This is a genomic window from Gillisella vitis, assembly GCF_001541345.2.
GTDB lineage: Bacteria > Pseudomonadota > Alphaproteobacteria > Rhizobiales > Rhizobiaceae > Allorhizobium > Allorhizobium vitis.
On the sequence record NZ_LMVL02000001.1, the window covers coordinates 119,887 to 146,430 of the forward strand.

The 26,544-nt window shown below is 55.4% G+C and carries 23 protein-coding genes and 1 tRNA gene; 12 read left to right on the plus strand and 12 right to left on the minus strand.

From position 1 onward, the window contains the following. Positions 1–71 precede the first annotated feature (71 nt). The 3 genes from ASB66_RS00505 to ASB66_RS00515 all read right to left on the minus strand — a co-directional run bounded on the left by ASB66_RS00505 (position 72) and on the right by ASB66_RS00515 (position 4,195). On the minus strand, positions 72–1,061 hold the full coding sequence (locus ASB66_RS00505; RefSeq protein ID WP_060716090.1) for an iron ABC transporter substrate-binding protein: 990 nt from the start codon (positions 1,059–1,061) through the stop codon (positions 72–74). A gap of 320 nt (positions 1,062–1,381) precedes the next feature. Then, positions 1,382–3,562 (minus strand): mechanosensitive ion channel family protein, encoded by a 2,181-nt coding sequence (locus ASB66_RS00510; protein ID WP_158544194.1) that lies wholly within the window; start codon positions 3,560–3,562, stop codon positions 1,382–1,384. A 162-nt stretch (positions 3,563–3,724) separates the two neighbouring features. Continuing rightward, a complete protein-coding gene (locus tag ASB66_RS00515) occupies positions 3,725–4,195 on the minus strand; it encodes a BA14K family protein (protein ID WP_060716087.1) in 471 nt (156 codons plus the stop codon). Between the two features lie 222 nt (positions 4,196–4,417). On the opposite strand from ASB66_RS00515, the gene ASB66_RS00520 reads away from it, so the two are divergent. The 3 genes from ASB66_RS00520 (at position 4,418) to ASB66_RS00525 (ending at position 7,348) form a co-directional block, all read left to right on the plus strand. Then, positions 4,418–4,780: a hypothetical protein gene (locus tag ASB66_RS00520; RefSeq protein WP_060716086.1), complete on the plus strand. Its 363-nt coding sequence runs from the start codon at positions 4,418–4,420 to the stop codon at positions 4,778–4,780. A gap of 139 nt (positions 4,781–4,919) precedes the next feature. Next, entirely contained in the window at positions 4,920–5,048 is a 129-nt protein-coding gene (locus ASB66_RS26970; protein ID WP_267889532.1) for a hypothetical protein, read from the plus strand. A 488-nt stretch (positions 5,049–5,536) separates the two neighbouring features. Beyond that, complete coding sequence (locus ASB66_RS00525) at positions 5,537–7,348, plus strand: ABC transporter ATP-binding protein (RefSeq protein WP_060716085.1); 1,812 nt, start codon at positions 5,537–5,539, stop codon at positions 7,346–7,348. A gap of 62 nt (positions 7,349–7,410) precedes the next feature. Here the strand turns inward: ASB66_RS00525 and ASB66_RS00530 are convergent, their stop codons facing one another. Both ASB66_RS00530 and ASB66_RS00535 read right to left on the minus strand, forming a co-directional pair. Next, the gene (locus ASB66_RS00530; protein WP_060716084.1) at positions 7,411–8,715 is read right to left on the minus strand and encodes a HAMP domain-containing sensor histidine kinase; all 1,305 of its coding nucleotides are present in this window, start codon (positions 8,713–8,715) and stop codon (positions 7,411–7,413) included. Continuing rightward, positions 8,715–9,404: a response regulator transcription factor gene (locus ASB66_RS00535; RefSeq protein ID WP_060716083.1), complete on the minus strand. Its 690-nt coding sequence runs from the start codon at positions 9,402–9,404 to the stop codon at positions 8,715–8,717. Before ASB66_RS00535 ends, ASB66_RS00530 begins: the two co-directional genes overlap by 1 nt. Before the next feature lie 270 nt (positions 9,405–9,674). Here ASB66_RS00535 and ASB66_RS00540 point away from each other — a divergent pair, with 270 nt between their 5' ends. Both ASB66_RS00540 and ASB66_RS00545 read left to right on the plus strand, forming a co-directional pair. Further along, complete coding sequence (locus tag ASB66_RS00540; protein WP_234613834.1) at positions 9,675–10,415, plus strand: YoaK family protein; 741 nt, start codon at positions 9,675–9,677, stop codon at positions 10,413–10,415. A 139-nt stretch (positions 10,416–10,554) separates the two neighbouring features. After that, positions 10,555–10,644: transfer RNA gene (locus ASB66_RS00545), tRNA-Ser, on the plus strand. Between the two features lie 173 nt (positions 10,645–10,817). Here ASB66_RS00545 and ASB66_RS00550 read toward each other — a convergent pair. From ASB66_RS00550 to cyoA, 5 genes are all read right to left on the minus strand, one after another. Further along, the gene (locus ASB66_RS00550; RefSeq protein WP_060716082.1) at positions 10,818–11,570 is read right to left on the minus strand and encodes an SURF1 family protein; all 753 of its coding nucleotides are present in this window, start codon (positions 11,568–11,570) and stop codon (positions 10,818–10,820) included. A gap of 64 nt (positions 11,571–11,634) precedes the next feature. After that, the gene (cyoD, locus tag ASB66_RS00555; RefSeq protein ID WP_060716081.1) at positions 11,635–12,033 is read right to left on the minus strand and encodes a cytochrome o ubiquinol oxidase subunit IV; all 399 of its coding nucleotides are present in this window, start codon (positions 12,031–12,033) and stop codon (positions 11,635–11,637) included. Continuing rightward, the gene (gene cyoC / locus ASB66_RS00560) at positions 12,030–12,647 is read right to left on the minus strand and encodes a cytochrome o ubiquinol oxidase subunit III (RefSeq protein ID WP_060716080.1); all 618 of its coding nucleotides are present in this window, start codon (positions 12,645–12,647) and stop codon (positions 12,030–12,032) included. Before cyoC ends, cyoD begins: the two co-directional genes overlap by 4 nt. Positions 12,648–12,651: 4 nt before the next feature. After that, positions 12,652–14,655, minus strand: a complete 2,004-nt coding sequence (gene cyoB, locus ASB66_RS00565) for a cytochrome o ubiquinol oxidase subunit I (RefSeq protein ID WP_060716079.1) — start codon at positions 14,653–14,655, stop codon at positions 12,652–12,654. 40 nt (positions 14,656–14,695) lie between these two features. Continuing rightward, positions 14,696–15,874, minus strand: a complete 1,179-nt coding sequence (gene cyoA / locus ASB66_RS00570) for a ubiquinol oxidase subunit II (RefSeq protein WP_060716078.1) — start codon at positions 15,872–15,874, stop codon at positions 14,696–14,698. 385 nt (positions 15,875–16,259) lie between these two features. Here cyoA and ASB66_RS00575 point away from each other — a divergent pair, with 385 nt between their 5' ends. The 3 genes from ASB66_RS00575 to ASB66_RS00585 all read left to right on the plus strand — a co-directional run bounded on the left by ASB66_RS00575 (position 16,260) and on the right by ASB66_RS00585 (position 18,479). Further along, positions 16,260–16,859: a sigma-70 family RNA polymerase sigma factor gene (locus ASB66_RS00575; RefSeq protein ID WP_060716077.1), complete on the plus strand. Its 600-nt coding sequence runs from the start codon at positions 16,260–16,262 to the stop codon at positions 16,857–16,859. Then, on the plus strand, positions 16,843–17,667 hold the full coding sequence (locus ASB66_RS00580; RefSeq protein WP_060716076.1) for an anti-sigma factor: 825 nt from the start codon (positions 16,843–16,845) through the stop codon (positions 17,665–17,667). The genes ASB66_RS00575 and ASB66_RS00580 overlap by 17 nt, the downstream gene beginning before the upstream one ends. 95 nt (positions 17,668–17,762) lie before the next feature. Continuing rightward, the gene (locus tag ASB66_RS00585; RefSeq protein WP_060716075.1) at positions 17,763–18,479 is read left to right on the plus strand and encodes a Bax inhibitor-1/YccA family protein; all 717 of its coding nucleotides are present in this window, start codon (positions 17,763–17,765) and stop codon (positions 18,477–18,479) included. 113 nt (positions 18,480–18,592) lie between these two features. On the opposite strand, the gene ASB66_RS00590 is transcribed toward ASB66_RS00585, so the two are convergent. Beyond that, positions 18,593–19,042 (minus strand): pseudoazurin, encoded by a 450-nt coding sequence (locus ASB66_RS00590; protein WP_060716074.1) that lies wholly within the window; start codon positions 19,040–19,042, stop codon positions 18,593–18,595. Between the two features lie 299 nt (positions 19,043–19,341). Here ASB66_RS00590 and ASB66_RS00595 point away from each other — a divergent pair, with 299 nt between their 5' ends. Continuing rightward, complete coding sequence (locus ASB66_RS00595; RefSeq protein WP_060716073.1) at positions 19,342–20,031, plus strand: NnrU family protein; 690 nt, start codon at positions 19,342–19,344, stop codon at positions 20,029–20,031. Between the two features lie 177 nt (positions 20,032–20,208). Further along, the gene (gene eglC / locus ASB66_RS00600) at positions 20,209–21,636 is read left to right on the plus strand and encodes an endo-1,3-1,4-beta-glycanase EglC (protein WP_060716072.1); all 1,428 of its coding nucleotides are present in this window, start codon (positions 20,209–20,211) and stop codon (positions 21,634–21,636) included. Positions 21,637–21,712: 76 nt separating this feature from the next. Here the strand turns inward: eglC and ASB66_RS00605 are convergent, their stop codons facing one another. Continuing rightward, positions 21,713–23,047 carry a dicarboxylate/amino acid:cation symporter gene (locus tag ASB66_RS00605; protein WP_060716071.1) on the minus strand — a complete coding sequence of 445 codons (1,335 nt, stop codon included), beginning with the start codon at positions 23,045–23,047 and terminating at the stop codon, positions 21,713–21,715. A 230-nt stretch (positions 23,048–23,277) separates the two neighbouring features. On the opposite strand from ASB66_RS00605, the gene ASB66_RS00615 reads away from it, so the two are divergent. Then, a complete protein-coding gene (locus tag ASB66_RS00615) occupies positions 23,278–25,149 on the plus strand; it encodes a sensor histidine kinase (RefSeq protein ID WP_060716069.1) in 1,872 nt (623 codons plus the stop codon). Further along, positions 25,146–26,522 carry a sigma-54-dependent transcriptional regulator gene (locus tag ASB66_RS00620; protein WP_060716068.1) on the plus strand — a complete coding sequence of 459 codons (1,377 nt, stop codon included), beginning with the start codon at positions 25,146–25,148 and terminating at the stop codon, positions 26,520–26,522. The genes ASB66_RS00615 and ASB66_RS00620 overlap by 4 nt, the downstream gene beginning before the upstream one ends. The last annotated feature ends 22 nt before the right edge of the window (positions 26,523–26,544 follow it).

Consider the following 26,544-nt stretch of genomic DNA (forward strand, 5'->3'; position numbering starts at 1 on the left):
ACAATAGTTTCGAAGCAAAGGCGATGTCTGGCAGTCAGCGGGGCCGGTTGCCGTAATACGTGCCTTCTGTTTTAGAGAATCCCGGCAGCCGTCATCATTTCAGTGACCTTCTTGCTGTTCAGCTTGGTCGGCTCAACCTTCGGTGCGTCCAGATCCTTGATCGGCACCAACTTGGCATTCGACTCCGCACCCTTGCCCACGGCATATTCATAGGACGTGCCGGTTTTCAGGATCGCCTGGCCTTCCTTGCTAGTCATGAATTTCAAGAAGGCCTGGGCATCCTTCATATGTTGGGTGGACTTGATGATGCCGCCGCCGGAAATGCTGAGGAAGGCGCCCGGGTCCTGATGCTTGAAATAATGCAGCGCCACGTTACCGCTGTTTTCTGCGGTCTTGGCCTGATCGCCGAACCAGTAATAATGATAGATCACCGCACCTTCGACTTCACCGGCATTCACGGCCTTCATGGCAACGCTGTTGCCCTTGTAGAAGGTCGCATTTTCCTTCAAGGCCTTCAGCCACTTGGCGGTGGCTTCCTCACCATTCAGCTCCAGGAGGGCGCTGACGATGGCCTGGAAATCCGCACCTGATGGAGAGGCTGCCCAACGGCCTTTCCACGCCGGATCGGCAAGATCGAGCAGGGATTTTGGCAGTTTGTCTTCGCTGAGCTTGGTCTTGTCATAGGCAAACACGGTGGAGCGGGCAGCAATGCCGATCCATTGGCCATTGGCTGGACGAAACTCTTCCGGCACTTGCGCCAGAGTATCGGCATCAACAGGAGCAAACAGGCCAGCTTGATCGACCAGCGTCATGGCTGGCGAATTTTCCGTCAGAAACACATCGGCTGGTGAGGCTTCGCCCTCCTGCAAGAGCTGATTGGCAAATTGCATGTCGCTGCCCTGGCGCATCGTCACCTTGATGCCCGTCTGCTTGGTAAAGGCTTCGACCCATTCCCGGCCCAGACTTTCATGCTGGGCATTGTAGACGACAATGCCGTCGCCATCGGCGGCGAAAGCCGGCGCAATTGCAGTCGTGGCGAAGAGCGCGGAAAGAACAGCCATAGCGCGGAGGTTGGAAATGCGAGAGATTTTCAAGTCAGTCTCCTTGTCGAAGGGCAGAAGGAAGTCACAAATCTGGACCTTGGTTAGGTAAGCTGAGTATCGAAGTCAAGTTACTCTTGGTTGGGAGGTCTGTGGCTGTTGAACGGTTTAGCTGTATGCTGTTTCTAGAATGACGGTTGCGTATGCCTATGAGCATGGGAATGAGGGGCTTGACGCCTTTTGTCGCATTACGGTTGCAATCAGTATTGCTTTTCTGATCACGATGAATTGTACCCTGGGGAAGGGAACCGTCGATTTGAGAGGGCAAATTTCAACGCTTTTTACGGCGCGTTGGCGGCTTTTGCGGATAGGGTCGAAGCTGCCGCCGCATCATTGATTGCGGTGCCATCGGAACGTACGACGACCGCATTGGAAGCGAGATTGAGCCCCGCGGCCTTGAAGGCGGCGAGCAGGCGTTTGATACCCTCGCGCTTGATCAGGCTGGGATTGCCGGGTCGGCAAGTGAATTTGAACCGGATGACCATGGAATTCTCATTGACCTCCTGAATGCCCTGCATTTTGAGAGGAATGAGAAAATCGCCCGCAAATTCCGGTTCTTCTAACAGTGACAGACCGACTTTTTTGGCCGTCTTGCGGATCATTTCCAGATCGGCGTCGCGGTCGAAGCGCAATTCGAATTTAATCGTGCCCCAATCGCGACTGTAGTTGGTAACGGCGGCGATCTGGCCAAAGGGCACTGTATGCACAGGGCCATTGTGGTGGCGCAAACGAACGGAGCGCAGCGAAATCTGCTCGACAGTGCCCTGTAGCTTGCCAACATCAATATATTCATCGATCCGGAAGGCGTCTTCCGCCAGGAAAAATATGCCGGAAACGACATCCTTGACGAGCGCTTGCGATCCGAACGAGACGGCAAGGCCAAGCACGCCGAAGCCTGCGAGAAGCGGCGCGACATTGACGCCGAGCGAGGACAGGATGACCAGAAGTGCGACGGCGAGCACCGCGCCCATGACCAGATTGCGCACGACAGGCAGAACCGTGGACAACCGGCTCGTGGTTTTCTGTTCGCCATCATCCTCGTGACCCGGTAGCTTGACGGTGTTGACCGGGGATATGGTCTCGAAAAACTTCCAGAGAAAGCCGCAGACAAAGGCGCTGCAGACAATGGTAATGCCAAATTGCTGTAAATGGTTCAGCCAGTAGGAGGCATCCACCCCGGCATTGGCCAGAAGCGGTTGCCACAAGATGACGGTGATGTGAATTCCAATCAGCCAGATCGCGCCGGAAAACGGGATGCGCAACGCCCAGAGCAGGACCGAGTGGAAACCGGGGCCATAGACGGCTTCCCGTCGTATTGCCAGATATTGAAACAGGCCAGAGACACCGCGATGCAGGATGGGAATCAGTATGAACACGATCTGGCTGATGCCTGACACGCGCACCCAAAGGACGTTTTGAGCCGTGCCGGCAACCAGAAGACCGAGCAGCCATATAACAATTGTGGAAACGATGTAGAAATTGACGATCAAATTGCCGGTAATACGCTGCCATCCGTTGACATGGCCAGAATGAGAGTTGGCGATGTCGCGCCGCCCCACGATAAACCAGACCAGCAGATAGGCGGTGACGATAGTGGAGCTGAGGAACAGCCAGCCATCCACCGCCATCGGGGCTAGCCCGCGGGCATCGGCCAGATTAAGGCTGCTATGGGTAAAGCCGGACAGAAACCCGAAGCCCACCATCATTTTGAGATGCCAGGATGGTTTGGCGATATCGAATAACGGTTCGAAACCATTGATCCTGGCAAAGAGCAGGCGACCGAAACTGGCAAAGATCGCTGTCGTCATGGCGATATGAATGAAGCTGGAGGTGACCTCTTTGCCAAATGAGCCGGAGACCATGCCCATATGGGCGCCATTGCGCGCCAAAACCACGAAAATGACGACCGCAAGCAGATCTCCGGCCAGCCGCAGGCCTGCCCATAAAGCCTTGCCAAGTGGCCCGCGATCCGGACCAAGACGGGGCATGAGCCGTGCGAACGCCATTAGAAACACGGCTGATGTCGCGAGCCCGGCAACGATAGCGCCCGCGGCCGTTAGGCTGAGTTCCTTCATGCCTGTTTGCTCTTCATGCAAAGATTGCATGCTGTTGCTAAACGCTGCTGGCAAGCTTTGCAGACCCGTTAAAGCGACGGTCCCGCCACGCCGAAGGGCGTTTGCCACCTCTGCGTAAGCAGCCGTCATCATGTCAGCTTCCATGCTGGCGGAACTGGATTGCGCAGGTTGGGCGGTGGTTACTCCGGACGGTGTGGACGATAAAGGAAGGCTTGTGGGTGGCGCTTGCTGGAGGACCGCATTGTTCTGCTCCACAGAGACCTTGGCCGGAACCTTAGTGCTGTCCTGTGCGGCAACCCGTGACGTTATTCCGCTGGAAAGGCTTGAGAGGAAGAGGATGGCGATGATCAGGCCGGTATGCCGGCACCTTGCGATAAGCTGTGTCATCTCGTTCCCCCGGCGTTTAGCCATCCGGCTATGCTATGCCTTGGGAAGTATTATCGCGATTTTCTGAAAAATCAGCAAAGCCATCGCGAAGCCATGCGAAATTTCATGCAAAAATGGCGCGAGACAGAGTCTCGCGCCATTTTACCGTTGATGAAGAGAGAATTACGGGGAAACGCACTGGCGGCGTGGGCCATAATTGGGCTGGAACGTATTGTCCGAGGCCCGGTAGGACCGGTAGCGATTATAGCACCATTGAGTATGCGAGTTTCCACCCTGTGGCCGTGCGCTGAGGGCGCCGCCAATGATAGCACCTGCGGCCAAACCACCAATAATCGCGCCCGCATTGCTGCGGTTATGGCGACGGTGATATCTGTCACGATCGTAGCGGTTATAGCCGCGACGGCCGTCCCAATTGCGATCGCTATGGCGACGGGGACCAGGAACATAGCGGCGTTGGCGGCGATCATCAGCCCAACTATTTTCCGCCACTTGGACGCCGCCCTGTCCTGCGCTCGGAACGCTCTGCGTCTGTGCAGGTTGCGAAAGTGCTGTTGGTGCGGCGGATGCGCCAACCGGCGCCATACCTGTCAGCAGTGTCGCCGCTGACAGCAGAATTGCGGCAATTTTTTTCATTTCCTCACCTGTTTCTGTCTTTGATTTCACCGGTAAACTGTTTGCCAGCAAGAAAAGTTCCCCGGGTTGGGAGTTTAGGGCCTCGTATTTTACGGCACGTGCTGAAACATACGGGATGGTATTTTGCCATCTCAGTGAACATCCCGCGTAAACTCACCTTTTCGGGAACAAAGTCGTTTGTGGCGGCTTTATTACGAACTTCACAAACGGGAGCGGTTCTCGATGAAATATATTTTCCCAATTCTATTGGTCACAGCAATGCCGGCCATGGCCCAATCGCCGCAGCTCGAACAGGCTTGTCATACGGTGCTGCAAAATTTTCTGATGAAGCCGGATGTGAAAATCGGCCAGACGCAGAGCTTTCCTGAATTAACCCCTCCAGGGGCACGCATCACCTTTTCCGAGCGACAGGATGCCGATGCCTCGAAGATGGATGATGTCATCGATTGCGAGTTTCAAAAAGCGACCGCACCTTTCGGTCTGACCAAGTTCTGCATTTCCAGCACCTGCTATTCGCCAGGGGAGCGCGCCGACGACCGCCGCCGCCGTTTCGAGGAAATGCAGGCGTTGATGAACAGAAAATAACGGCTTTGCTGCATATCCTTGAAGGATTGCCGAGAGGTGGCACTTCGGAGCTGGGAATGCATGACTGCCAGACAACATTCCAAGTCAAACACAATTTTGAGATGACATGACACAACACGCTAGCAAACCAAGACGTCGCATGCAGATTTTCGTCGGCTCCCTTTTCATCATTGGCTGCCTTATCGGTGGCTACTACGTGATTGGCTATCATCCCGGTGAAGTGGAACCAGAAAACCCACTCAACAGCTCCAGCCAAACTAACCCGTAAGGTCTGCTTTCAGCATCAGAGCGAGAAAACAGAAGCTGATATTTCATATATATAAGAGAAAACAATGGCTTCCTGTGTAGTCGCTCTTCGTGACTTACGCTTCTGAAATCATCCAGTCACGGCGCAACAGCCTTCCTTAGCAGAAGGTCGGCTGTTGCCGAAATACCGCAGTCCCTGCGTTTTATCCCAAAATTGCAAATCACTTATTGGCTTCAGAATCGAGTCGATCTAAAAACCATTTATGTTCAACACCAATCAGGGAGGCTTTATGGCATATTTTTCCACCTCCCCGGTGGCCAGCGCCAATTTCATGTTGGTAGGCGCCATCCGCAGTTAACCTGCGTGTGCGTAACGGTCAGTCCGTTACCTTGTGTTGAATCCGGCTGGTCCGGGAATAGAAATTTCTCCCTCTAACGCCACTTTATCGCGTCTCCGCGCGGTTTCCATTCTATTCATATGTTGGAGCCGGCTCGCGCCGGAATTTTCCTATGGCTTTAGGTTATAAATCTCGCCGTGGCGGGGCATTTCGCAGCGTTTTCGGTTTTTGTGCGGTTCATTGGCGCCGGCAGCCGGGGCGTGTGGTGTTCATGCTGTTTGCCGTATTGCTTTCCACTTTGGCGGATGTGTTGACGCCGCTGTTTTCCGGTCGTTTGGTCGACGCGGTTGTCTCGGGCCGTGCCGATGACAGCCTTGCGTGGAACAGCGCGCTTGCCGCCTTCGCCTGGCTGATGGCGCTTTCCGCCGGAGCTGTCTTGCTGCGCCATGCAACGTTTACCGCCATTATCGGCTTTACGCTGCGCTCCATGTCGGACATTGCCGCCGATGCCTTCTCTCGCATTCAGCGCTTTTCCAGCGATTGGCATGCCAATAGTTTCGCTGGCTCGACGGTGCGCAAAGTGACACGCGGCATGTGGGCACTCGACCTGTTGAACGACACGGTTTTCGTCGCGCTGTTTCCCTCGCTTGTCATGCTGATCGGTTCCACTGTGCTCATGACCTGGCATTGGCCGATGATGGGCCTGTTGGTCGGGGTCGGGTCCGTTTGCTTCGTGTTGTTTACGGCAATCATGGCTCTGCGCTACGTCGCGCCAATGGCCAGCATGGCCAATAGCTGGGACACGAAGCTGGGTGGTTCCTTGGCCGATGCTGTGACCTGTAATGCCGTGGTCAAGGCCTTCGGTGGAGAAAGCCGCGAGGAAACCCGTCTGAGCTGGGTTCTGCAAAAATGGCAGGACAGGACGCGCCGTACCTGGACGCGCGGCACGCTGAATGGCAGCCTGCAAGCAACCTTGTTGATGGTGCTGCGCGGCGGCGTTTTGGGTCTGGCTCTGTGGCTATGGAGTGCTGGAAAAGCCAGCCCTGGTGACATCACGTTCGTGCTGACGGCCTTTTTCATCCTACAGGGCTATCTGCGGGAAATTGGTATGCATATCCGTAACTTGCAACGGTCAGTCAATGATATGGAGGAACTGGTTTTCCTGCATGGTCAACCCCTTGGCGTCGTGGATGTGGCCGGTGCAAAACCTGTTGTCATCGAACGCGGCAAGATTGAATTCGATCGGGTGTCCTTTCATTACGGCAATCATTTTGCGCCGCTCTACAAGGACTTTTCCGTTGTGATCCAGCCCGGTGAGAAGGTTGGGCTGGTTGGCCATTCCGGCTCCGGCAAGACGACGTTCATCAAGCTCATTCAGCGCTTGCATGACGTCAACGGGGGGGCGATCCGGATCGATGGTCAGGATATTGCGCTCGTTGCTCAAACCTCGTTACGCCAGCAGATCGCCATCGTGCAGCAGGAGCCGATCCTGTTCCATCGCTCGCTTGCGGAAAACATTGCCTATGCAAGACCTTCGGCTAGCCAGCAGGAAATTGAAACTGCTGCAAGACTTGCCAGCGCCCATGGCTTTATCGAGGCCTTGCCGAAGGGGTATGGCACACTGGTGGGTGAGCGTGGCATCAAGCTTTCGGGTGGTGAACGCCAGCGGATTGCGATTGCGCGTGCCTTTCTTGCCGATGCGCCGATCCTTATTCTGGATGAGGCAACGTCAAGCCTGGATTCGGAATCGGAAATGCTGATCCAGGAAGCCATGGAACGGCTTATGCAGGGCAGAACCACACTGGTCGTGGCGCATCGGTTGTCGACCGTGCGGGCGCTCGACCGGCTGCTGGTCTTCGATCACGGCCGGATCGCTGAGGAGGGGACGCATGAGAGCCTGATCAGGATGAAGTCAGGTATTTACCGTGGTCTTTTCGAGCGTCAGGCGTTGGAATTGACCAAGGGCATGGTGTTCGGAGAATAGGCTTTTCAAGAGAAGAAAATGCTTTGCTTCATACCAAGGGTCATTGGAGATGGCCCTTGGTATCAGATCTGGCGCATGGTGTTGTTGTGGCTTTCCGACCGTGTGTCGCCATCGCCGGGCAATATCATGGTGATCCGCAAGCCTTTCGGCTTGACATTGCCGGCAAAGACCTTGCCGCCATGCCGTTCGACGGCCGTCTTGGCAATTGCCAGGCCAAGGCCGTATCCGGATGCACTGCCGCTGCTGCCTGAACTGATAAAGGGGCGAAAAATACTTTCAAGGTCATCTTCCTTGACGCCTGGACCTTCGTCCGTAAAGGTGAGTGTCAGGCCAATCGGTGAAATGTTCGTCGAAATCCGGATGACTGTCGCTTCTCCGGTATATTTGATCGCATTGCGCAAGACATTTTCAATGGCGCGATAGATAAGCTCGCCATTGACTGCGGCGACAAAACTGCCACTGCGTTGAAAGTCAATTGATACGGCCTTTTCTTGGGCCTCAAAAGTGGCGTCCTGAACAATCTCATCGAGAATGTCGAGAATATCGATGACCAGGAGTTGATTTTCTTCATCTGTCTTGGAGGACAGCCTGGCCAGGGTGAGGATCTCACCGACCAGCCGATCCAGTCGCTCAATTTCGTGGTCCATGCGATCCAGCAGGCTGGGCAGGCGTCCTGGGTTTTTTCGCAGGATACCGGTAACGGCTTGCAGGCGTGACAAGGGTGAGCGTAGTTCGTGGGAAATATCATGAAACAGCCGTTCTCGGCTCTCATGCAGCTCCTGCAGGCGGATGGCACTGATGTCGAAATGCTGTGTCAGTATTCCAATCTCATCCCTGCGATTTTTGACAGGATCATGGATGCGGATGCTGAAGTGGCCTTCTGCCAGCATTTTCAACCCATGGCGAAGCCGCTCAATGGGTGTCAGCAGATATTTGGTCAGCAGGTAGGCGGAAAACAAGCTGGCGACAAGGCCGATCAGCCAAGGCAACACAAGAGGCCAGTCATTGCCGATAGTCGATTTATCGATGGTGAGAGTATAGCATTGGTTGGCGTAGGATATAACAATGCTGCCCGGAAATCGATCCTTGGCGCAGGTTTGCGGGGCAGCTGCCGGCACCGCCTGGAGTAGGAAATGCCCCTCGTCTCCCGGAGGTGTTATGCTGCGGATAAACGCCTGCGTCTCCTGCGGCCCGACACGTTGGAGCATCTCGGCAATTTGTGCGGCAATGATCTCGTTCTGCACCTCAGCGATGCGCATATGCGGCGGAAGTTGGCCATTGAATCGTGGAAGCGATATGCCCAACATCGTTGTCAGCGTGATTGTCAGCCAGACAATGACGAAAAAACGCCAGAAAAGCCGTGGCATCAGTTATCCTGTAGCAGAATATAACCCTGCCCCCGAACAGATTGGATCCAGCTTTGCTTGTCTTTTCTGAGGCCGAGTTTCTGGCGGATGCTGCTGAGATGAACATCGATACGCCGGTCGAAAGGCGTCAGGGGCCTGCCGAATACGCTTTGGGAAATATCGTGTTTGGAAACGACCTTGCCGCCATTGCGAACCAGAAGTTCCAGGAGATTGTATTCCGTCCCGGTCAAGGCGAGAGCCTCACCATTGATATGCGCCTGCCTGCTTGTTGGATAAAGAACAAGTTCGCCGCTTTTGAGCGGTTGAGACGGATGTTCGGGTGGCGTTTTGCCCGTCCGACGCAATATTGCCCGCAGCCGCGCCACCAGTTCGCCGGGTGAACAGGGCTTGGAGACGTAATCGTCGGCACCAAGATCCAGCCCGGTAATCCGGTCCTTGTCATCCCCCCTGGCTGTCAGCATGACGATAGGAATTTCACTGGATTTTCGGATATTCTGCAAGACATCGACACCATTCATGATCGGCATCATGACGTCGAGAACGATGATGTCTGTCGCCCCACTGTCGACAAAAGCAAGCCCCTTGGCGCCATCGTCTGTCGCGAGTACATCAAACCCTTCATCCGTCAGATATTCGCAAAGCAACCCAGTAAATTCCAGGTCGTCATCAATCAAAAGAACACGCGTCATTTTTCAGCTCTTCGTGGCGGTGGCCTGTTATAAGTGAAAATCGACCAGGGGGTTCAAGTTTTACATAAGTTTACGTGCTTATGGTAGATGTTGTGCCGACATGTGGTGGCAGTTCATGCTCGTTTAGTGCCGCCATGATGTTACCGGCGCATAGGATTGGCTCCATCGGCCCATGACTGGGCTTGCAAATCGATCAGGCCGGACGGAAAATCGCATCTTTAACCCGCCAACTTGGCGCTTGCCCGACTCGTATCCATCATGAAAAGCCACTTGAAAAGTCTTGCCCATCGCGACCGCACCGAGACGAGCGACCGCCATCTGGCATTTTATCTGACCTTCATTGCCGGCGCGGCCAATGCTGGCGGCTTTATGGCGGTTGGTCAATATACCTCTCACATGTCGGGCATTGTCTCGTCCATGGCTGACAATCTGGTGCTGGGCGATTTAAAACTTTTGCTGATGGGGTTGCTCGCGCTGTGTTTCTTTCTTGCAGGCGCTGGCTTTTCCGCAATTTTGATCAATTGGGGCCGCAGGCGAGATTTGAGGTCGGTCTATGCGCTGCCATTGGCGGTCGAGGCGTGGTTGATGGGGGTGTTTGCCCTTTCCGGGGCAATCAGTTTCAGCGAGAAGGGCGAGGCCGTGGCTTTCGTCGTCATGCTTCTCTGCTTCATCATGGGCCTGCAGAATGCCATCATCACAAAACTCTCCGGCGCGCGGATCAGAACGACCCATGTGACGGGCTTGGTCACCGATACCGGCATTGAACTTGGCAAACTGTTCTATTGGAACGGATACTCAAATGGTAAAGTCACGTACCCACCGGTCCGGGCCGATTTAGCGAAGCTTTGGCTGCTGGTGCGCATGGTTGGGCTGTTTTTCGGCGGTGGCGTGGTCGGGGCTATCCTGTTTCAACAAATCGGCGTTTCCGCTGCGGCCTTTTTGGCGATACCTCTGGCGCTTGCCGCTCTCTACCCGATGCTAGAGGACTATTCCTCCCAAAAGCAGCGCTGAAGGCAAGTCTGGTCTGCATGTTGTGTCATTGACGCGCCGTAAAGTGGTTGACGTTCTTGATCGGCTGGATATAACGCCTGCCAGAGATTCTGTTGCAAACCAGACAGAGTCTGGATGTCGGCATACGGCATCGGGCTTAGGAAGAGTGTCCGAGTGGTTTAAGGAACCGGTCTTGAAAACCGGCGTGCGGGAGACCGTACCGTGGGTTCGAATCCCACCTCTTCCGCCATGCTGAAAAAAATATCAATAAAATCAAATAGTTGCATGCTGAATTGCCAAGCTATTAGGCACGGTTTGACAATTTATGTTCTCGTTTCACCTCCTGCTTCGAAGGGGAGGGGCGTCTTGGGTGATTGTATCATTAGGAAATAGCGCTGCTGTTTACAGCAACCTTGGTCTCGATCACATGTCGTGCGCGTCTTCTGTGGCGTTCTTGCGTTTCAGCAGGAACCAGAGGAATGCCAGGCTCATCACGGCCATTGCAAACCAGGTTACTGCATATTGAAGATGGCTATTGGGAAAACGGATCTGCGTTAAACCACCGACCGGATAGCCGCCCGGCACATCGCTTTTGTCGGCGTCCATAAAGAACGGCGCGACTTGCGTCAGATTGCGTTTGGCGGCAATGGCGGAAACGTCGCGTGAATACCAGCGATCGGCATTTGGATCATTGGAGCGCAGCAAGGTTCCATTCGGTTCGCTGATGCGCAGAAGGCCGCTTACGGTCACGGTTCCGGGAATCTGACCTTGTGCCCGGCGTGTCGGGTCTTTGCGGTCAATCGGTACAAAGCCCCTGTTGATCAACAGGGTTCCGTCTTTTTCAGTCTTGAGGGGGGTCATGACCCAATAGCCAGCGCCCAATTCCGTGGAGGCGTAGACCAAGGTTTCCTTGTCGTGTTCGTAAATGCCGGAAGTCTTGATATGGCGGTATTCATCGGCGTCGCGATTGACGGAAGGCCATTGCGCTGGGGAAGGTGCGTCCACCGGTTCGGCATGAACACGGGCGTCGACACGAGCGATCAATGCTTTTTTCCAGCCCAGACGTTCAATTTGCCAGATGCCGAGTGCGATGAACAAGGCCGTTGCCAGCAGGAGAAAGCTGGATAGGGCAACCTTCTTCATGGGAAAACGCCTAATGGCCTGCTGGTCTGACATGTATCAATCGTCCTGAAACGGATCGGGCGACATGGATATGCCGCCCGATCAGATATTGGTGTCCTTACGGGACGTTGCGCATCATTTCAGGGCTCATCGGCATCATATTGGTGTTCAAGTGATGCATGACCCAAAGCGAACCCGAAAGTGCGATAACAACGACGATGATCGTGAAGATCAGCGCCATCATGTTCCAGCCGCCTTCCGACTTTGTATTCATATGCAGGAAGTAGATCATATGAACCACGACCTGGATAGCGCCAAGCCCCATGACGATACCTGCGAGCAGGGCCTTGTTGGTCAGGCTGCCGCTCATCACCAGATAGAACGGTATGGCCGTCAGGATGACCGACAGGATAAAGCCGATCATATAGGTTTTCATCGAGCCATGGCTGGCCTCGTGACCGCCATGGTGATGATCATGGCCGTGGCCATGCGAATGTGCGTGCGAATTGTCGTTCATCCGATCACTCCCAGCAGGTAGACGTAGGAGAATACGCCAATCCAGATAACGTCGAGGAAGTGCCAGAACATCGAGAGGCACATCAGGCGACGGCGATTTGCTTCGATCAGTCCATGCTTGCCGACCTGGGCCATCAGCGTCACCAGCCAGATGATACCGAAGGTCACGTGCAAACCGTGGGTGCCGACCAGCGTAAAGAAGGCTGACAGGAAGGCGCTGCGATTTGGACCTGCTCCTTCATGGATCAAGTGAGCGAACTCATAGAGTTCGAGCGCCAGGAAGATTGCGCCGAATACACCGGTGATGCCAAGCCAGATCAGCGTGGAGGCCTTGTTGTTCTTCTCCATCGACAGCATGGCAAAGCCATAGGTGATCGACGAAAACAGCAGCATTGCCGTGTTGATCGCGACCAGTTTCAGGTCGAACAGGTCGGCCGGAGCCGGGCCAGCCGCATAATTGCGGCCGAGCACGGCATAGGTGGCAAAAAGCATTGCGAAGATCAGGCAGTCGCTCATCAGATAGAGCCAGAACCCAAGGTTCGTGCTGCTTTCCGGATGATGCTCTTCCGTCAGATAGAACTCCGGCTTTGCGGTTTTTAAAGTTCTGGGATCCATCTGATCACCCCTTCCTTGCCAAAAGCGCGGTCCGCGTTGCCTCAGTATTCACCACCTCTTCGGCGGAGATATAGAAGTCGCGGTTGTAGTTGAACGTGTGCGAGATCGACACTGCAACGATCGCCACGAAAGACACGATGGCCAACCACCACATGTACCAGATCAGGCCGAATGCCATGGCGACGCTGAGACCCGCAAGGATAACCCCCGTGCCGGTGTTCTTCGGCATATGGATCGGCTTGAAGCCCAGCAGAGGACGGCTATAGCCACGCCTCTTCATGTCGTCCCATGCGTCACTGTCATGGACCACAGGTGTGAAAGCGAAGTTATAGGCCGGTGGCGGCGAAGAAATCGACCACTCCAGGGTCCGGCCATTCCATGGGTCGCCCGTCAGGTCGGCCAGTTCGTGGCGCCTGAAATAGCTGACCACAAGCTGGATGACGAAGGAGGCGATACCAAGCGCAATCAGGCAGGCGCCGAATGCAGCGATGATGAACCAGATTTGCAGCGACGGATCGTCGAACTGGCTCATGCGGCGGGTCACACCCATCAGGCCGAGAACGTAAAGCGGCATGAAGGCGAAGTAGAAGCCGACCAGCCAGAACCAGAAGGACATCTTGCCCCAGAACGGATCAAGCTTGTAGCCGAATGCTTTCGGGAACCAGAAGGTGACGCCAGCCATAAGCCCGAACACCACGCCGCCGATGATGACATTATGGAAGTGGGCGATCAGGAACAGCGAGTTGTGGAGGACGAAGTCAGCTGGTGGCACGGCGAGAAGAACGCCGGTCATGCCGCCGATGACGAATGTCACCATGAAGCCCATGGTCCACAACATCGGCACTTCGAACCGGATACGGCCACGATACATCGTGAACAGCCAGTTGAAGATCTTCGCACCCGTCGGGATCGAGATGATCATCGTGGTAATGCCGAAGAACGAGTTGACGCTGGCGCCCGAACCCATGGTGAAGAAGTGATGCAGCCACACCAGGTAGGACAGGACCGTAATACAGACCGTGGCGTAAACCATCGATGTATAGCCAAACAGGCGCTTGCCGGAGAAGGTCGAGACCACTTCCGAGAAAATGCCGAATGCAGGCAGAACCAGGATATAGACTTCCGGGTGACCCCAGATCCAGATCAGGTTCACATACATCATCGGGTTGCCACCGAGATCGTTGGTGAAGAAATTGGTGCCGACATAACGGTCAAGCGTCAGCAGGGCCAAAGTCGCGGTCAGGATCGGGAAGCTGGCAACGATCAACACGTTGGTGCAGAGCGAGGTCCAGGTGAAGATTGGCATCTTCATCATAGTCATGCCCGGAGCGCGCATCTTGACGATGGTCGCAATCAGGTTGATGCCTGATAATGTCGTTCCGACACCGGCCACCTGAAGTCCCCAGATGTAATAATCGACACCGACGCCGGGGCTGTAATCGCCACCCGAAAGCGGCGGATAGGCCAGCCAACCGGTGCGAGCGAATTCACCGACGAACAGCGAAATCATCACGATCACCGCGCCAGCAACCGTCATCCAGAAGGAGAAGTTGTTGAGGAACGGGAAGGACACATCGCGCGCGCCGATTTGCAAGGGAACGACGAGGTTCATCAAGCCGGTTACAAACGGCATGGCCATGAAGAAGATCATGATTACGCCATGCGCGGTGAAGACCTGGTCATAGTGATGCGGCGGCAGGAAACCTTCATTGCCATTGAAGGCCATGGCCTGCTGGCCACGCATCATCAAGGCATCGGCAAAGCCACGCAACAGCATGATCAGCGCCAGAATGACATACATCACGCCGATCTTCTTGTGGTCGACGCTGGTGAACCATTCATTCCAGAGATAGCCCCAGAGGCGGAAATAGGTAACGGCGCCGAGCACGGCAATGCCACCGATCGCGACAGCCAGAAAGGTCAGCACGAGAATGGGTTCGTGATACGGGATCGCATCTAGGGTCAACCGGCCGAAGATGAACTTCATAAGGTCAGGGTTTGAGAACATGGGAGGCCCCGTTTAAGTTGAATATCGCGAGATTGCCGGCTCAGTTTTTAGGCTGAGCTGGCGCGGTCGCGCCGTTATCTGTGTCAGGCATGTCCATTCCAGGCATGGAATGATCGGCCATCGAATGATGCATTGTGTGGTTGCCGGCATCAGTTGTTGATGCGACAGGCATGGCGTCGGTAGCTGGAGCTGCCTGCGAATGATCCTGTGGTGCATGCGCATCGGCGCCGTGGCCTGGGGTGACACTCAGATCGACACCACGGTTGTCGTATTGCAGCTTCTCGCGGTTCTCTGCGCTTTCCTTGCCAGCTCCGCCCATCATGTCGATATGCATCATGTTGCTCATGCACATTTTGGCAGGATCGACACACATATTGATGATGGCGTTGAAGAGATCCTTGTCGGCAGATGCGAAGTAGCGCACCGGATCTTTTTCGCTTGGCTTTTCAAGCTTGATATAGGCGTCGCGATTGAGTGCGGTGCCTTTCGCCTTGACCTGGGCTACCCAGTCGGCAAAGCCCTGATCGCTCAGACCGTGGAACTTGAAGCGCATGTGGGAAAAGCCGGCGCCGGAATAGTTGGCCGAGAAGCCTTCATAAACGCCTTCCTTGTTGATCACGCCGTGCAGCTTGGTCTGCATGCCGGGCATGGCGTAGATCTGGCCGGCAAGTGCCGGGATATAGAAGGAGTTCATCACCGACTGGGCGGTAATCTTAAAATTGATCGGAACATCGACAGGTGCGGCCAGTTCGTTGACCGTCGCAATCCCGAGGTCCGGATAGATAAACATCCATTTCCAGTCGAGAGCGACGACTTCAACCGTCAGCGGCTTTACGTCGGCGGGAATGGTGCGTTCTGCATCGATCCGCTCCAGAGGGCGGTAAGGATCGAGCTTATGCGTGGAGATCCAGGTGACCGTTCCCAGAACCAGAATGATGGCGACCGGCGCCGACCAGATCAGGATTTCGATCTTGGTGGAATGGTTCCAATCCGGCAGGTAGACCGCCGAGGTGTTGGAAGCGCGGTATTTCCACGCAAAGAAAAACGTCAGCAGGATCACCGGGACGATAATGATCAGCATCAACACGGTGGCGAAGACCACCAGGTCGCGTTGCTGCGCTGCAATGTCACCGGCGGGGGACATCACCACCATGTTGCAGCCCGAAAGCAGCAGCATGGGCAAAAGCAGGAGGGCGGATAGGATCGGGAATTTTTTCATTACTTTGACTCTCATCAAGCGCATAAGCGCGAATTAATCCTTTTCCGGTGAGATTAAATGCGCGTTTTGTCGCAGGGAGTGTCGCTAATATAGGAAATATATCCTCCTATGGTTGTTGTTTGCTATCGCGGTGCTGCAGAGACGACTTTCAAAAACCCTTCCGATTCAGTGGGTTCTGCCCGAATTCTCTTCGCAGTTGCGAGATGAAAAATGCCACTTTTTGTCGTGGTATAAAGGCCCGAAATGGCAATAATCAAATTGTCGCACCCTTGAAAAACTGGCTGGCCATTGTGGGTGCGGCACCAGTTTCACGCGGAATCGGAAAAACGGCAAAAAATTATTTGTCCCCGGGAATAAGAACGGTTCCTCCTGCGTATATAGGGGTATGAACAACAGATCCGGCCCCTTTGACGTGATTGGACAATTGGCAGCGCTGAGGCGTTATGCCCTGTCGCTTGTGCGTAATGCCGATGAAGCCGAGGATCTGGTCAATGATGCGCTGGTCAGGGCCTATGAGCATCAGAACAGCTTCCGGCGTGGGGGCAATATCCGCCACTGGTTGTTTTCGATCCTGCACAATACCCATGTGGATAGCTTACGACGCAGGCGATCTGCGGCAAGACGGGATGCGCTGGCAGCCGATCTTGTTGATCCGGTCATCGGCGCGGAGCAGGAGCATGTTGTGCGGCTGGCTCAGGTGCGCCGGGCCTTTCTGGATTTGCCGGAAGAGCAGCGCCAAGCGCTCCATCTGGTGGCGATTGAGGAGCTTTCCTATCAGGAGGCTGCGGATGTTCTTGATATTCCGGTTGGCACGTTGATGTCGCGGCTGGCGCGGGCGCGGGCGCGGCTGCGTGATCTTGAAATGACAGATGCGGGACGGCGGGCGCTACCGCCACCGGTTGAGAAACCAGCCCAGAGAGGGCAGGGCGGCTCCAAACCGGTAGGCCTTCGCATTGTTGGAGGTTCCGATGACACACCATCCTGATCCGATTTTGGATTTCGATCTACAGGCCTATATTGACGATCAACTGAACGTTCAGCGGCGGATTGAGGTCGAGGCCTATCTTTCCAGGCATCCCGATGCGGCCGCGCGGATGATGGCCGATCTGCGTGTGCGGGACGAATTGCGCTTGGGCCTGGCCCATGACCGAGTGGCGCTTGATTTAGGCGCGGCGCGGCCGGAAACCCGGGATGCGGCCCGCCGGCTTGAGCAGGCTTTGATGCAGGCAGGCCGTATGACAGTGCTGCGCCGGGCGGCTGCGGTGGCGATTTTTATCGGCGTTGGTTGGGTCGCGCATTCCGTTATCAATCCATTCGCGGCCACCCAGGTTATCGCCTCCGTGCCGACACCGGCCTTCGTGCGCGAAGCATTGCAAGCCCATGAAACGACATTGTTGCGGGAAAGCCTTCATCCTCATCAGGTCACGCAGGCTCAAGGGAGTCAGGGGCAATCCGCGGCACCAATGTTTGATCGCAAGGAAATTCGCTCCGCCACTGGCATCGTTATGCCGGATCTGCCCGGCAATTGGACGATTGCGGATAGCCAGATTTTCCCTTCGGCTTACGGGCCGAGTGTTGAAATCGCCGTCAAGCCGAAGCGAGGCTCGGAGGTGACGTTGTTTGCCGCCCGCACCGGCTCCTTCGCTGTCCAGAATGTCACGCTCGCCCAGACGGATGGTGCAAAGGCTGCTTATTGGCAGATCGGCGAGGTGGCTTATGCGCTGGTATCCAAGGACCGCTCAGGCGACGAATTGAAAGACGTGGCGAGCCAGCTTGCCAGGACGCTTTACTGAAACCGGGTTGGCGCGGCGTGAAAAATCGGCGCGCCTGCAATGACTTACGGCGTGACATCCATTGTCAGCTTGAACATCAAGAGGAGATCTCGATCATGGAACCTGTGAATAAACATTATCCCTTCGGCGCGCAGGCGCAGGCGGGCGCCTTGTTCGATCAGGGCCTGCGTAGGCATATGCTAAGCGTTTACAATTATATGGGTCTTGGCCTTGTCATCACCGGTATCGTGGCGTTTATCGTCGGCTCGACACCGGCGCTTTACGTGCCGATTTTCCAGTCGCCCCTGAAATGGGTGGTGATGCTGGCGCCGCTCGCCTTCGTATTTTTCTTCTCCTTCCGCATCCAGACCATGTCGGCCAGTGCGGCGCAGATGGCATTCTGGGCGTTTTGTGCGGTCATGGGCTTGTCGATGGCATCGGTCTTCCTGGTGTTTACCGGCACCAGCATCGCCCGGACATTCTTCATCGCCGCCACCATGTTCGGCTCCATGAGCCTTTACGGCTATACCACGAAGCGTGACCTGTCGAAATTCGGCTCCTTCCTGATGATGGGCCTGATCGGCGTGGTCATTGCCTCCATCGTCAACATTTTCCTGGGCTCCAGCGCCCTGCAATTTGCCATCTCGGTGATCGGTATTCTGGTTTTCGTCGGCCTGACGGCTTGGGACACCCAGAGTATCAAGGAGCAATATGCCGAGAATATCGATCAGGAATCGCGTCAGAAGCTTGCAGTGTTCGGCGCCCTGTCGCTTTACCTGAACTTCGTCAATATCTTCCAGCTTCTGCTGAATTTCACCGGTGAACGTGAATAGTCTTTGAACGCGAATAGTCTTGGCTGAAATGCAATATTGACAATAAAGCCGCCGGTCCTGAGGGATCGGCGGCTTTATGTTTATAGTGGCCCTTCGGCCTATGCGGTTGGGGTTCAGTGCAGGGTATCCAGTTCAGCCAGCAATTTGTCCTTGGCTTTTTTGGGCAGGGTCGAGGCTGCAAAGGCGCTAGCGTTGGCGGGCGGAACATCGCCGACCACCACAACGGCGACCATGCCCATGCCAACATGCGGTGCGCATTTGATGCCGTAAGCACCGGGTTGCGTGAATGTGACCTTCACAGTTTCATTGATCTTGCCTTTGAAGACCTCCGCACCCTCTGGCACCAGGCCAGTGATGGCTTCCGCGCTGTGAGCCTTGTCGGTCGGGATGAAGGTTACGGTGTCGCCAGGAGCGATTTTCAGCGCGGCGGGCTCGAACACCATGGCTGTGCCATCGGCGCCCTTGTTCAGCATATGGATTTCGTAATCGGCGGCGAAAGCCGATGCCGTTGACATCGCGCCGATGATGGTCAGGGCGGCGAGGCGCTTCAAGGCGATATGCATGGTGTTTCACTCTCTTTTGTGTCTCTTCGCTCACGCTTTTAAATCACTGGATGCGGCATCACTTTGATCTTGCGCAAATCGCGCATTTGTGACCCTCAAAAGGTGGGGGCTTGGCTTGAGTTTATCCGGGAAAGGTGGAATGCGGTTTCCTTGAAAAGCGACGTGCTATCAGGAATCGTCGGGGTTGCTTAGGTCCAGGTTGGACCTTGTCGTTGCCCTGCGATCATGATGCAGCGCCTCGGCCGTAGGAGTGTGTGGTTTGCTGTCTATCATTGATGTGTGCGTTATGGGAGGGTTACATGGCTAACCTGGTCCTTGCGCTGATTTTCTTTGTGTTGACGCATTCCGTCCCGGCACTACTCGGCATCAAAGGTCGGCTTGTGTCCCGTCTGGGCCGGACGAGCTATATGGTTCTTTATTCCATCCTGTCACTGGTAGGCTTGCTGTGGATTTTCTACGCCTTCATGGAAGCCGATGATGTGGCGCTGTGGATGGACAGGGCCTGGCAGGCATGGCTGACGCTGGTGCTCGTGCCGATCGGCCTTTATCTGGTGGTGTGCGGATTGATCAGCCCCAATCCATATTCGGTGACCTTCAGGGCAGGGCGAAAGCCTGGAGCCATTGTTTCGATAACGCGTCATCCGGTTTTATGGGGTTTTTTCCTCTGGGCTTTCGGTCATATTTTCCCAAATGGTGAAATGCGTGGCGTTATTCTATTTGGGGGATTTTCGCTTTTCTCGCTGGTGGGAATGGCGGTACTGGACCGCCGAAGCCGGACAACTATTGACGCAGCCGGCCCGGAATTGGGTGCCGCAACATCAGTTTTGCCCTTCGCCGCCATTTTGTCTGGCCGTGCCAGATTGCGACTGGACCGCGAGATGGCAATCGCGCTTGTCCTGACCGCAGCCGGCACCTTCGCTTTGCTGTTTGCCTTCCATGAAGTGTTGTTCGGTGTCGATCCCCTGCTGCTGGCGCTCTACGGGGTTTAAGCGATGTAATTGTTCTATTTTGATACGGTCGCTTCGAAATCAGCCAAGATGGCTCGTTCAAGGCCTACGGAATTGAAAAAACATTACCATTACGGGAAAGATCGTTTGGTTCTCGGCGAATAAAGTCCTATCATTCCCAAAGGGGTAAGGTGTTGACTGCAACTGAAAGAGGTTCGCATGGCCAGCAAATATCTTCTCAACAGCTTGGGCGAGGCGCTTTATTATAGCGGCGATCCGACCCGTTGGTATTCAGCAACGGGAAGTGGCCTGACGCTGAATGGGTCAAGCGGCAACGATGCAATGTATGGTGATAGCTCGGTTAATGTCACTATGAATGGTGGCACGGGTGACGACGTCTATTATCTCTATTCCAGTATTAATCGAGCCAGTGAATCAGGGGGGGCGGGTGTTGACACAGTCAATACCTGGATGAGTTACACGCTTGGTGATGGCATTGAAAACCTGGTCGTGACAGGCGATAACCGCTATGCTTTCGGCAATAGCCTGAACAACATCATCACCGGCGGCACAGGTATCCAGACCATTGACGGCTATGGTGGCAACGATGTCCTGATCGGCGGCGGCGGCGCCGATACCTTCGTGTTCAGCAGCGGCAATGGCAGCGACAGGATCACTGATTTCTCCAGCGATGATACCGTGCGCTTGCAGAATTATGATTTCTCGGACTTTACCGAGGTGCAAAGTCATATGACCCAGACCGGAAGTGATGTTTCACTCGACCTCGGCAATGGCGAAAGCATCCTGTTCAGCGATACCGTAATTTCCGATTTTACCTCCGACCAGTTTCAGCTGACACTGGATCGCACAAATCTCACGCAAACATTTTCAGATGATTTCAACAGCTTATCCCTGCATGACGGCACGAGCGGAACGTGGGATACGGGCTATAGCTGGTTTGCGTCCAATGGCGGCACTTTGGTCGATAACAGCGAGTTGCAATGGTATATCAATCCGTCCTATGAGGCGACGTCGTCGGTGAATCCTTTCTCCATCTCTGACGGTGTGTTGACCATCACCGCATCCGTTGCTTCGGAAGATATCCAGAGCCAGATCAATGGCTATGAGTATACCTCGGGCATGCTCAGCACCGAGTCCACGTTTAGCCAGACCTACGGTTATTTCGAAATCCGCGCCGATATGCCTGATGATCAGGGCGCATGGCCGGCATTCTGGCTGTTGCCGGCGGACGGGAGTTGGCCACCGGAACTGGATGTGGTTGAAATGCGTGGCCAGAACCAAGGCGAAGTCATTGTGACCGCGCACAGCAATGAAACTGGCGAACAAACATCCGATGCCACGACGGTTTACACCGATACCGAAGGCTATCATACCTACGGGGTGTTGTGGACGGAAACGACGTTGACCTGGTATATTGATGACGTTGCCGTGCATCAAACGGATACGCCGTCAGATATGCATGAGCCGATGTATATGGTGGTCAATCTGGCGGTTGGCGGGATGGCTGGGACGCCAAGCAGTTCTGATTTCAGTGATGGCTCAGAGTTGAAGGTCGATTATATCAAGGCCTATTCCCTTGATGAGTATGCGGCGGCCACCACAACGACCACCGATCATATTCTTTGATCAGGTCTGCATTCCTCAAACAAAAAGCCCCGGCTGGATTGGCCGGGGCTTTTTGTGTTTGCACGTTAGAAGTTTATCACGCGGCGGTTGGAACCGGTTCGGCCACGACATCGATTTCTTCCGGTAATTCACCCGCCATGGCGGCGCGGAACTGTGTCTGGTCGAGTTCGTTCTCCCAGCGGGCGACGACGACGGTTGCGACAGCATTGCCGATGAAATTGGTCAGTGCCCGGCATTCGGACATGAAACGGTCGATGCCGAGGATCAGCGCCATACCGGCGACTGGGACCGAGGGAACAACGGACAGCGTTGCAGCCAAGGTGATGAAGCCGGCGCCAGTGATACCTGCGGCACCCTTGGAGCTGAGCATCGCCACCAGCAGCAGAAGAATCTGGTCGCCGAGCGAAAGCTGGATATCCGTCGCCTGGGCGATGAACAGGGCTGCCAAAGTCATGTAGATGTTGGTGCCATCAAGGTTGAAGGAATAGCCGGTTGGAATGACCAGACCGACAACCGAGCGCTTGCACCCTGCGCGTTCCATCTTTGCCATCAGGCCGGGAAGGGCAGCTTCTGAAGACGAGGTTCCCAGTACCAGCAGCAGCTCCTCTTTAATGTAGCGGATCAGGGCCAGAATGGAGAAGCCGTTATAGCGGGCAACGCCGCCCAGCACGACGAGAACAAACAGCAGCGACGTCAGGTAGAATGTCCCGATCAGGAAAGCCAGGTTGGCGATCGAGCCAATGCCGTATTTGCCGATGGTGAAGGCCATTGCGCCGAAAGCGCCGATGGGTGCTGCCTTCATCAGGATGGCGACCAGCTTGAAGACCGGTGCGGTCAAGGCCTGCAAGAAGTTGGTGACCGGCTTACCAAGGTCGCCGACCATGGCGAGAGCCAAGCCGAACAGCACTGAGAAGAACAGGACCTGGAGAATGTCACCCTTGGCGAAAGCGCCGACAATCGTGTCGGGGATGATGTTCATCAAGAAGCCGGTGATCGTCGAATCATGGGCCTGCTGCGCATAGCTGGCAACAGCCTTGCCATCCAGGGTCGCCGGATTGATGTGCATGCCTGCGCCGGGCTGCAGGATATTCGACACCAGCATGCCGACGACGAGCGCCAGCGTGGAGAAGCAAAGAAAGTAGATCATTGCCTTGCCCGCAACGCGACCAACCTTCTTCAGGTCGGACATGCCAGCAATGCCGGTGGCCACGGTCAGGAAGATAACCGGCGCGATAACCATCTTAACGAGCTTGATGAAAGCATCACCAAGCGGTTTGAGAGATTCGCCTGTTTGTGGATAAAAATGACCGAGCAGGATGCCGCCAATAATCGCGACGATAACCTGGAAATACAGATGACGGTAAAATGGGAGCTTGCCGCCCTGCGGGGCGGTGGTGGTAGAAATATGCATCGGATCCTCCGGTAGGTGCTCCCAACCGATTCATCGGCCTCCCGGGAGCTTATGCAACGTGTCAACATCGGCACCGATGTTCGGGATCGTCAATGCAATCGCCGTGCCAGATTGTCGCTTTGCGCCAAGCCTTTGAAAAGCCGTGTTTCAGCCATGATCCATGGCGGATTTTCGCGCGATCTTTCGCTCAGTGCCTTGTGTGTTGTGCGGAAAAATGCACAAAGTCGATAATGATTATGACGCAAGACAAGCCCAGATCCGGCTCGGCTTATGCCCGGCGCCCAAGAAAGCCATGGCTTTTGCTGGCTTTTCTTGCGTGTGTTGTCACAGTTCTGGCGCTTTATTTGATTGGCCTTTACGCCCGCAATGCCGCGTTGGAGGATTTGTCCGAACAGGCGCGCACCAGCGCTAATCTCAAGGTCGCCTTTCTGCGGGCAGTGTTGGAGAGGCCGCGCTCCTTGCCACTGCTGTTGTCGGAGGATCAGCAGGTTGTCGATGCCTTGAGCCTGCGCACCGTGGCCGCGACGGAACGGTTGAACGACAAGCTCGAGCGTTTGGTTGCCGGTACAAGTGCTTCGGTTCTTTACGTTACGGACACCACAGGACATGCCATTGCCTCCAGCAATTGGCGCGAGCCAGTCAGCTTTGTTGGTGTCGATTATTCTTTTCGAGACTATTTTCGTCGATCCATGGCGATCGGTGCCGCCGAACATTTCGCGCTCGGTAACATTAGCAAGCGTCCAGGCCTCTATATTTCAAGGCGTGTCGGTCCGGTTGATGCCCCCTTGGGGGTTGTCGTCGTGAAGGCAGAGTTCGCGCAATTGGAAAGCGATTGGCGAGAGGAGAGCCGAGCGGCTTTTGTCACCGATGGGAATGGGGTGGTGCTGATTTCCAGTCTTCCATCCTGGCGCTTCATGACATTATCGACGTTGCAGCCAGAGGAATTGACCCAAATACGCAACAGTTTGCAGTTCGGCGATGCGCCTTTGCAGGCCTTGCCGATCAATCGCGCCCAGCAGGTGCCAGGCAGCGCTATACCGGATGAGCTTCTGGTGCGGACGATTTTTCCCGGCGCCATACCCGCTGACTACCTTGATCTATCGGTTGCTGTGCCGACCACCAACTGGCATCTCAATTATCTCGTCCCGACTGAACCGGCAATCGCAGCCTCGACGCGGGAATGGCGACTGTTGACCCTGGCTCTGCTGGCGCCTTTTTTTCTGGTCGTCTCGCTGGTGCTTTGGCGACGACAGGCAACGGTGATCCGTCTTGCGCGGGTGGAGGCCGACCAGTTGGAACTGGAGCGGCGGGTTGATGAACGAACTCGTGATCTTTCACAGGCTCGAGACAGGCTGGAATTGGAGATCGCCGGGCACAAAACGACCGAACAGCGGCTGCAAGGCGTGCAGCAGGAATTGGTCCAGGCCAACAGACTGGCGATCCTGGGGCAGGTGGCGGCGGGCGTTGCCCATGAAATCAACCAGCCTGTTGCCACAATCCGGGCCTATGCGGAAAATGCCAGGGTGTTTCTGGAGCGTGCGCAGCCGGAGCAGGCAAACAGCAATCTTGGCGCCATTGCCGCGCTGACGGAGCGGATCGGCACGATCACCGAAGAATTGAAGGCTTTTGCCCGCAAGGGGCGAACCGCGCCGGAACCAGTGCCGCTTGGGGCCGCGATCGAGGGTGCGGTCATGTTGCTGCGCAGCCGTTTTGCCGGGCGGCTGGAGGCGCTTTCCCTTCCTGATGTGGCGCCGGATCTGATGGTAAAAGGCAATAGGGTTCGCCTGGAGCAGGTCTTGATCAATCTTCTGCAGAATGCGCTCGAAGCATTGGAGCAGCACAGCGATGGCCGGGTCGACGTTTCAGTCCAAGAGACCGAGCAAAACGTGGTGGTAACCATCGAGGATAATGGACCGGGCATTCCAGAGGACATCAGGCGTCTGCTGTTTACCCCTTTCACCACGTCAAAGGAAAAAGGCCTGGGTCTTGGCCTGGTGATTTCCCGTGACATCATCAGTGATTATGGTGGCCGGCTCGGTGTCGAAAGCACGCCATCCGGGACATGCTTTACCATTCATCTTTTGAAAGCGGATATATCATGACGTCATCGCAGGCGACGACGACCAATAATGTCATCCTGATCGACAATGATCGGGATCTGTTGGCGGCGACAGGGCAGACCCTTGAGTTGGCAGGATTTTCCGTTCAGGCATTCTCAGCGCCGCTGGAGGCGCTTCGTCTAATTTCCAGTGATTTTCGTGGCGTGATTGTGTCCGATATTCGCATGCCTGACGTCGATGGCTTGGAATTGTTCAGCAGGGTCAAGAGATTGGATTCGGATCTGCCAGTCATTCTGGTCACCGGCCATGGTGATATCGCCATGGCGGTACAGGCCATCAAGGACGGCGCCTATGATTTTATCACCAAGCCCTTTGCCACCGACCGACTACAACAGAGCGTCCACCGCGCCGCGGAAATGCGACGGCTTGTGCTAGAAAATCGCAAGCTGCGTCAGGTGGCCGATGCGGCCCAGGATGGATTGCCGCTGATTGGCCAGACACCGGCCATGGAACGGCTACGGCGCACTTTGCGCCAAATCGCCGACACCGACGTCGATGTGCTGGTGACAGGGGAAACCGGCAGTGGCAAGGAAGTCGTGGCGAGCCTGCTACACAGCTGGAGCCGACGTGCAAAGGGCAATTTTGTCGCTTTGAACTGCGGCACCCTGCCGGAAAGCATGATCGAGAGCGAGTTGTTCGGCCATGAAGCCGGCGCCTTTACCGGTGCGCAGAAAAAGCGGATCGGCCGGATCGAACATGCCAGCGGCGGCACATTGTTTCTCGATGAAATCGAGAGCATGCCTGCGGCGACCCAGGTGCAGATGCTGCGAGTGCTGGAAATGCGCGAAGTCTCGCCACTCGGGATCAACGAAGTGCGCCCGGTGGATCTGCGCGTGGTTGCTGCGGCCAAAGTCGATCTTAGTGATCCTGCCCAGCGCGGTGAATTTCGCGAGGACCTTTATTACCGCCTGAATGTGGTGACGCTGACCATCCCGCCGTTGCGCGAACGCCGTGATGACGTGCCATTGTTGTTTGCCCATTTCATCGAGCGCGCCGCTAGCCGGTTCCGTCGCGAGCCACCACCGGTGTCAGCTGGTGTTGAGCGTTATTTGCGGGACCACGACTGGCCGGGAAATGTGCGTGAATTGACGCATTTTGCCGAACGCTTCGTTCTTGGATTGGAAGATATGGATGCAGGGGGCGGGATTGCCGTTGCTGCTGACCTGCCCGGTTTATCCTTGCCAGAACGGCTGGATCGCTATGAGGCGGATATCATGCGCGAGACCCTTAGCCATTATGAGGGCGATGTGCGCAAGACCATCGAGGCCCTGAAAATTCCCCGCAAGACCTTTTACGATAAACTTCAGCGTCATGGCATTGTGCGTAAGGCATTTGCCGGGGGCGAGGAAGGCTGAGCGGTTGAGATATATGCGATGA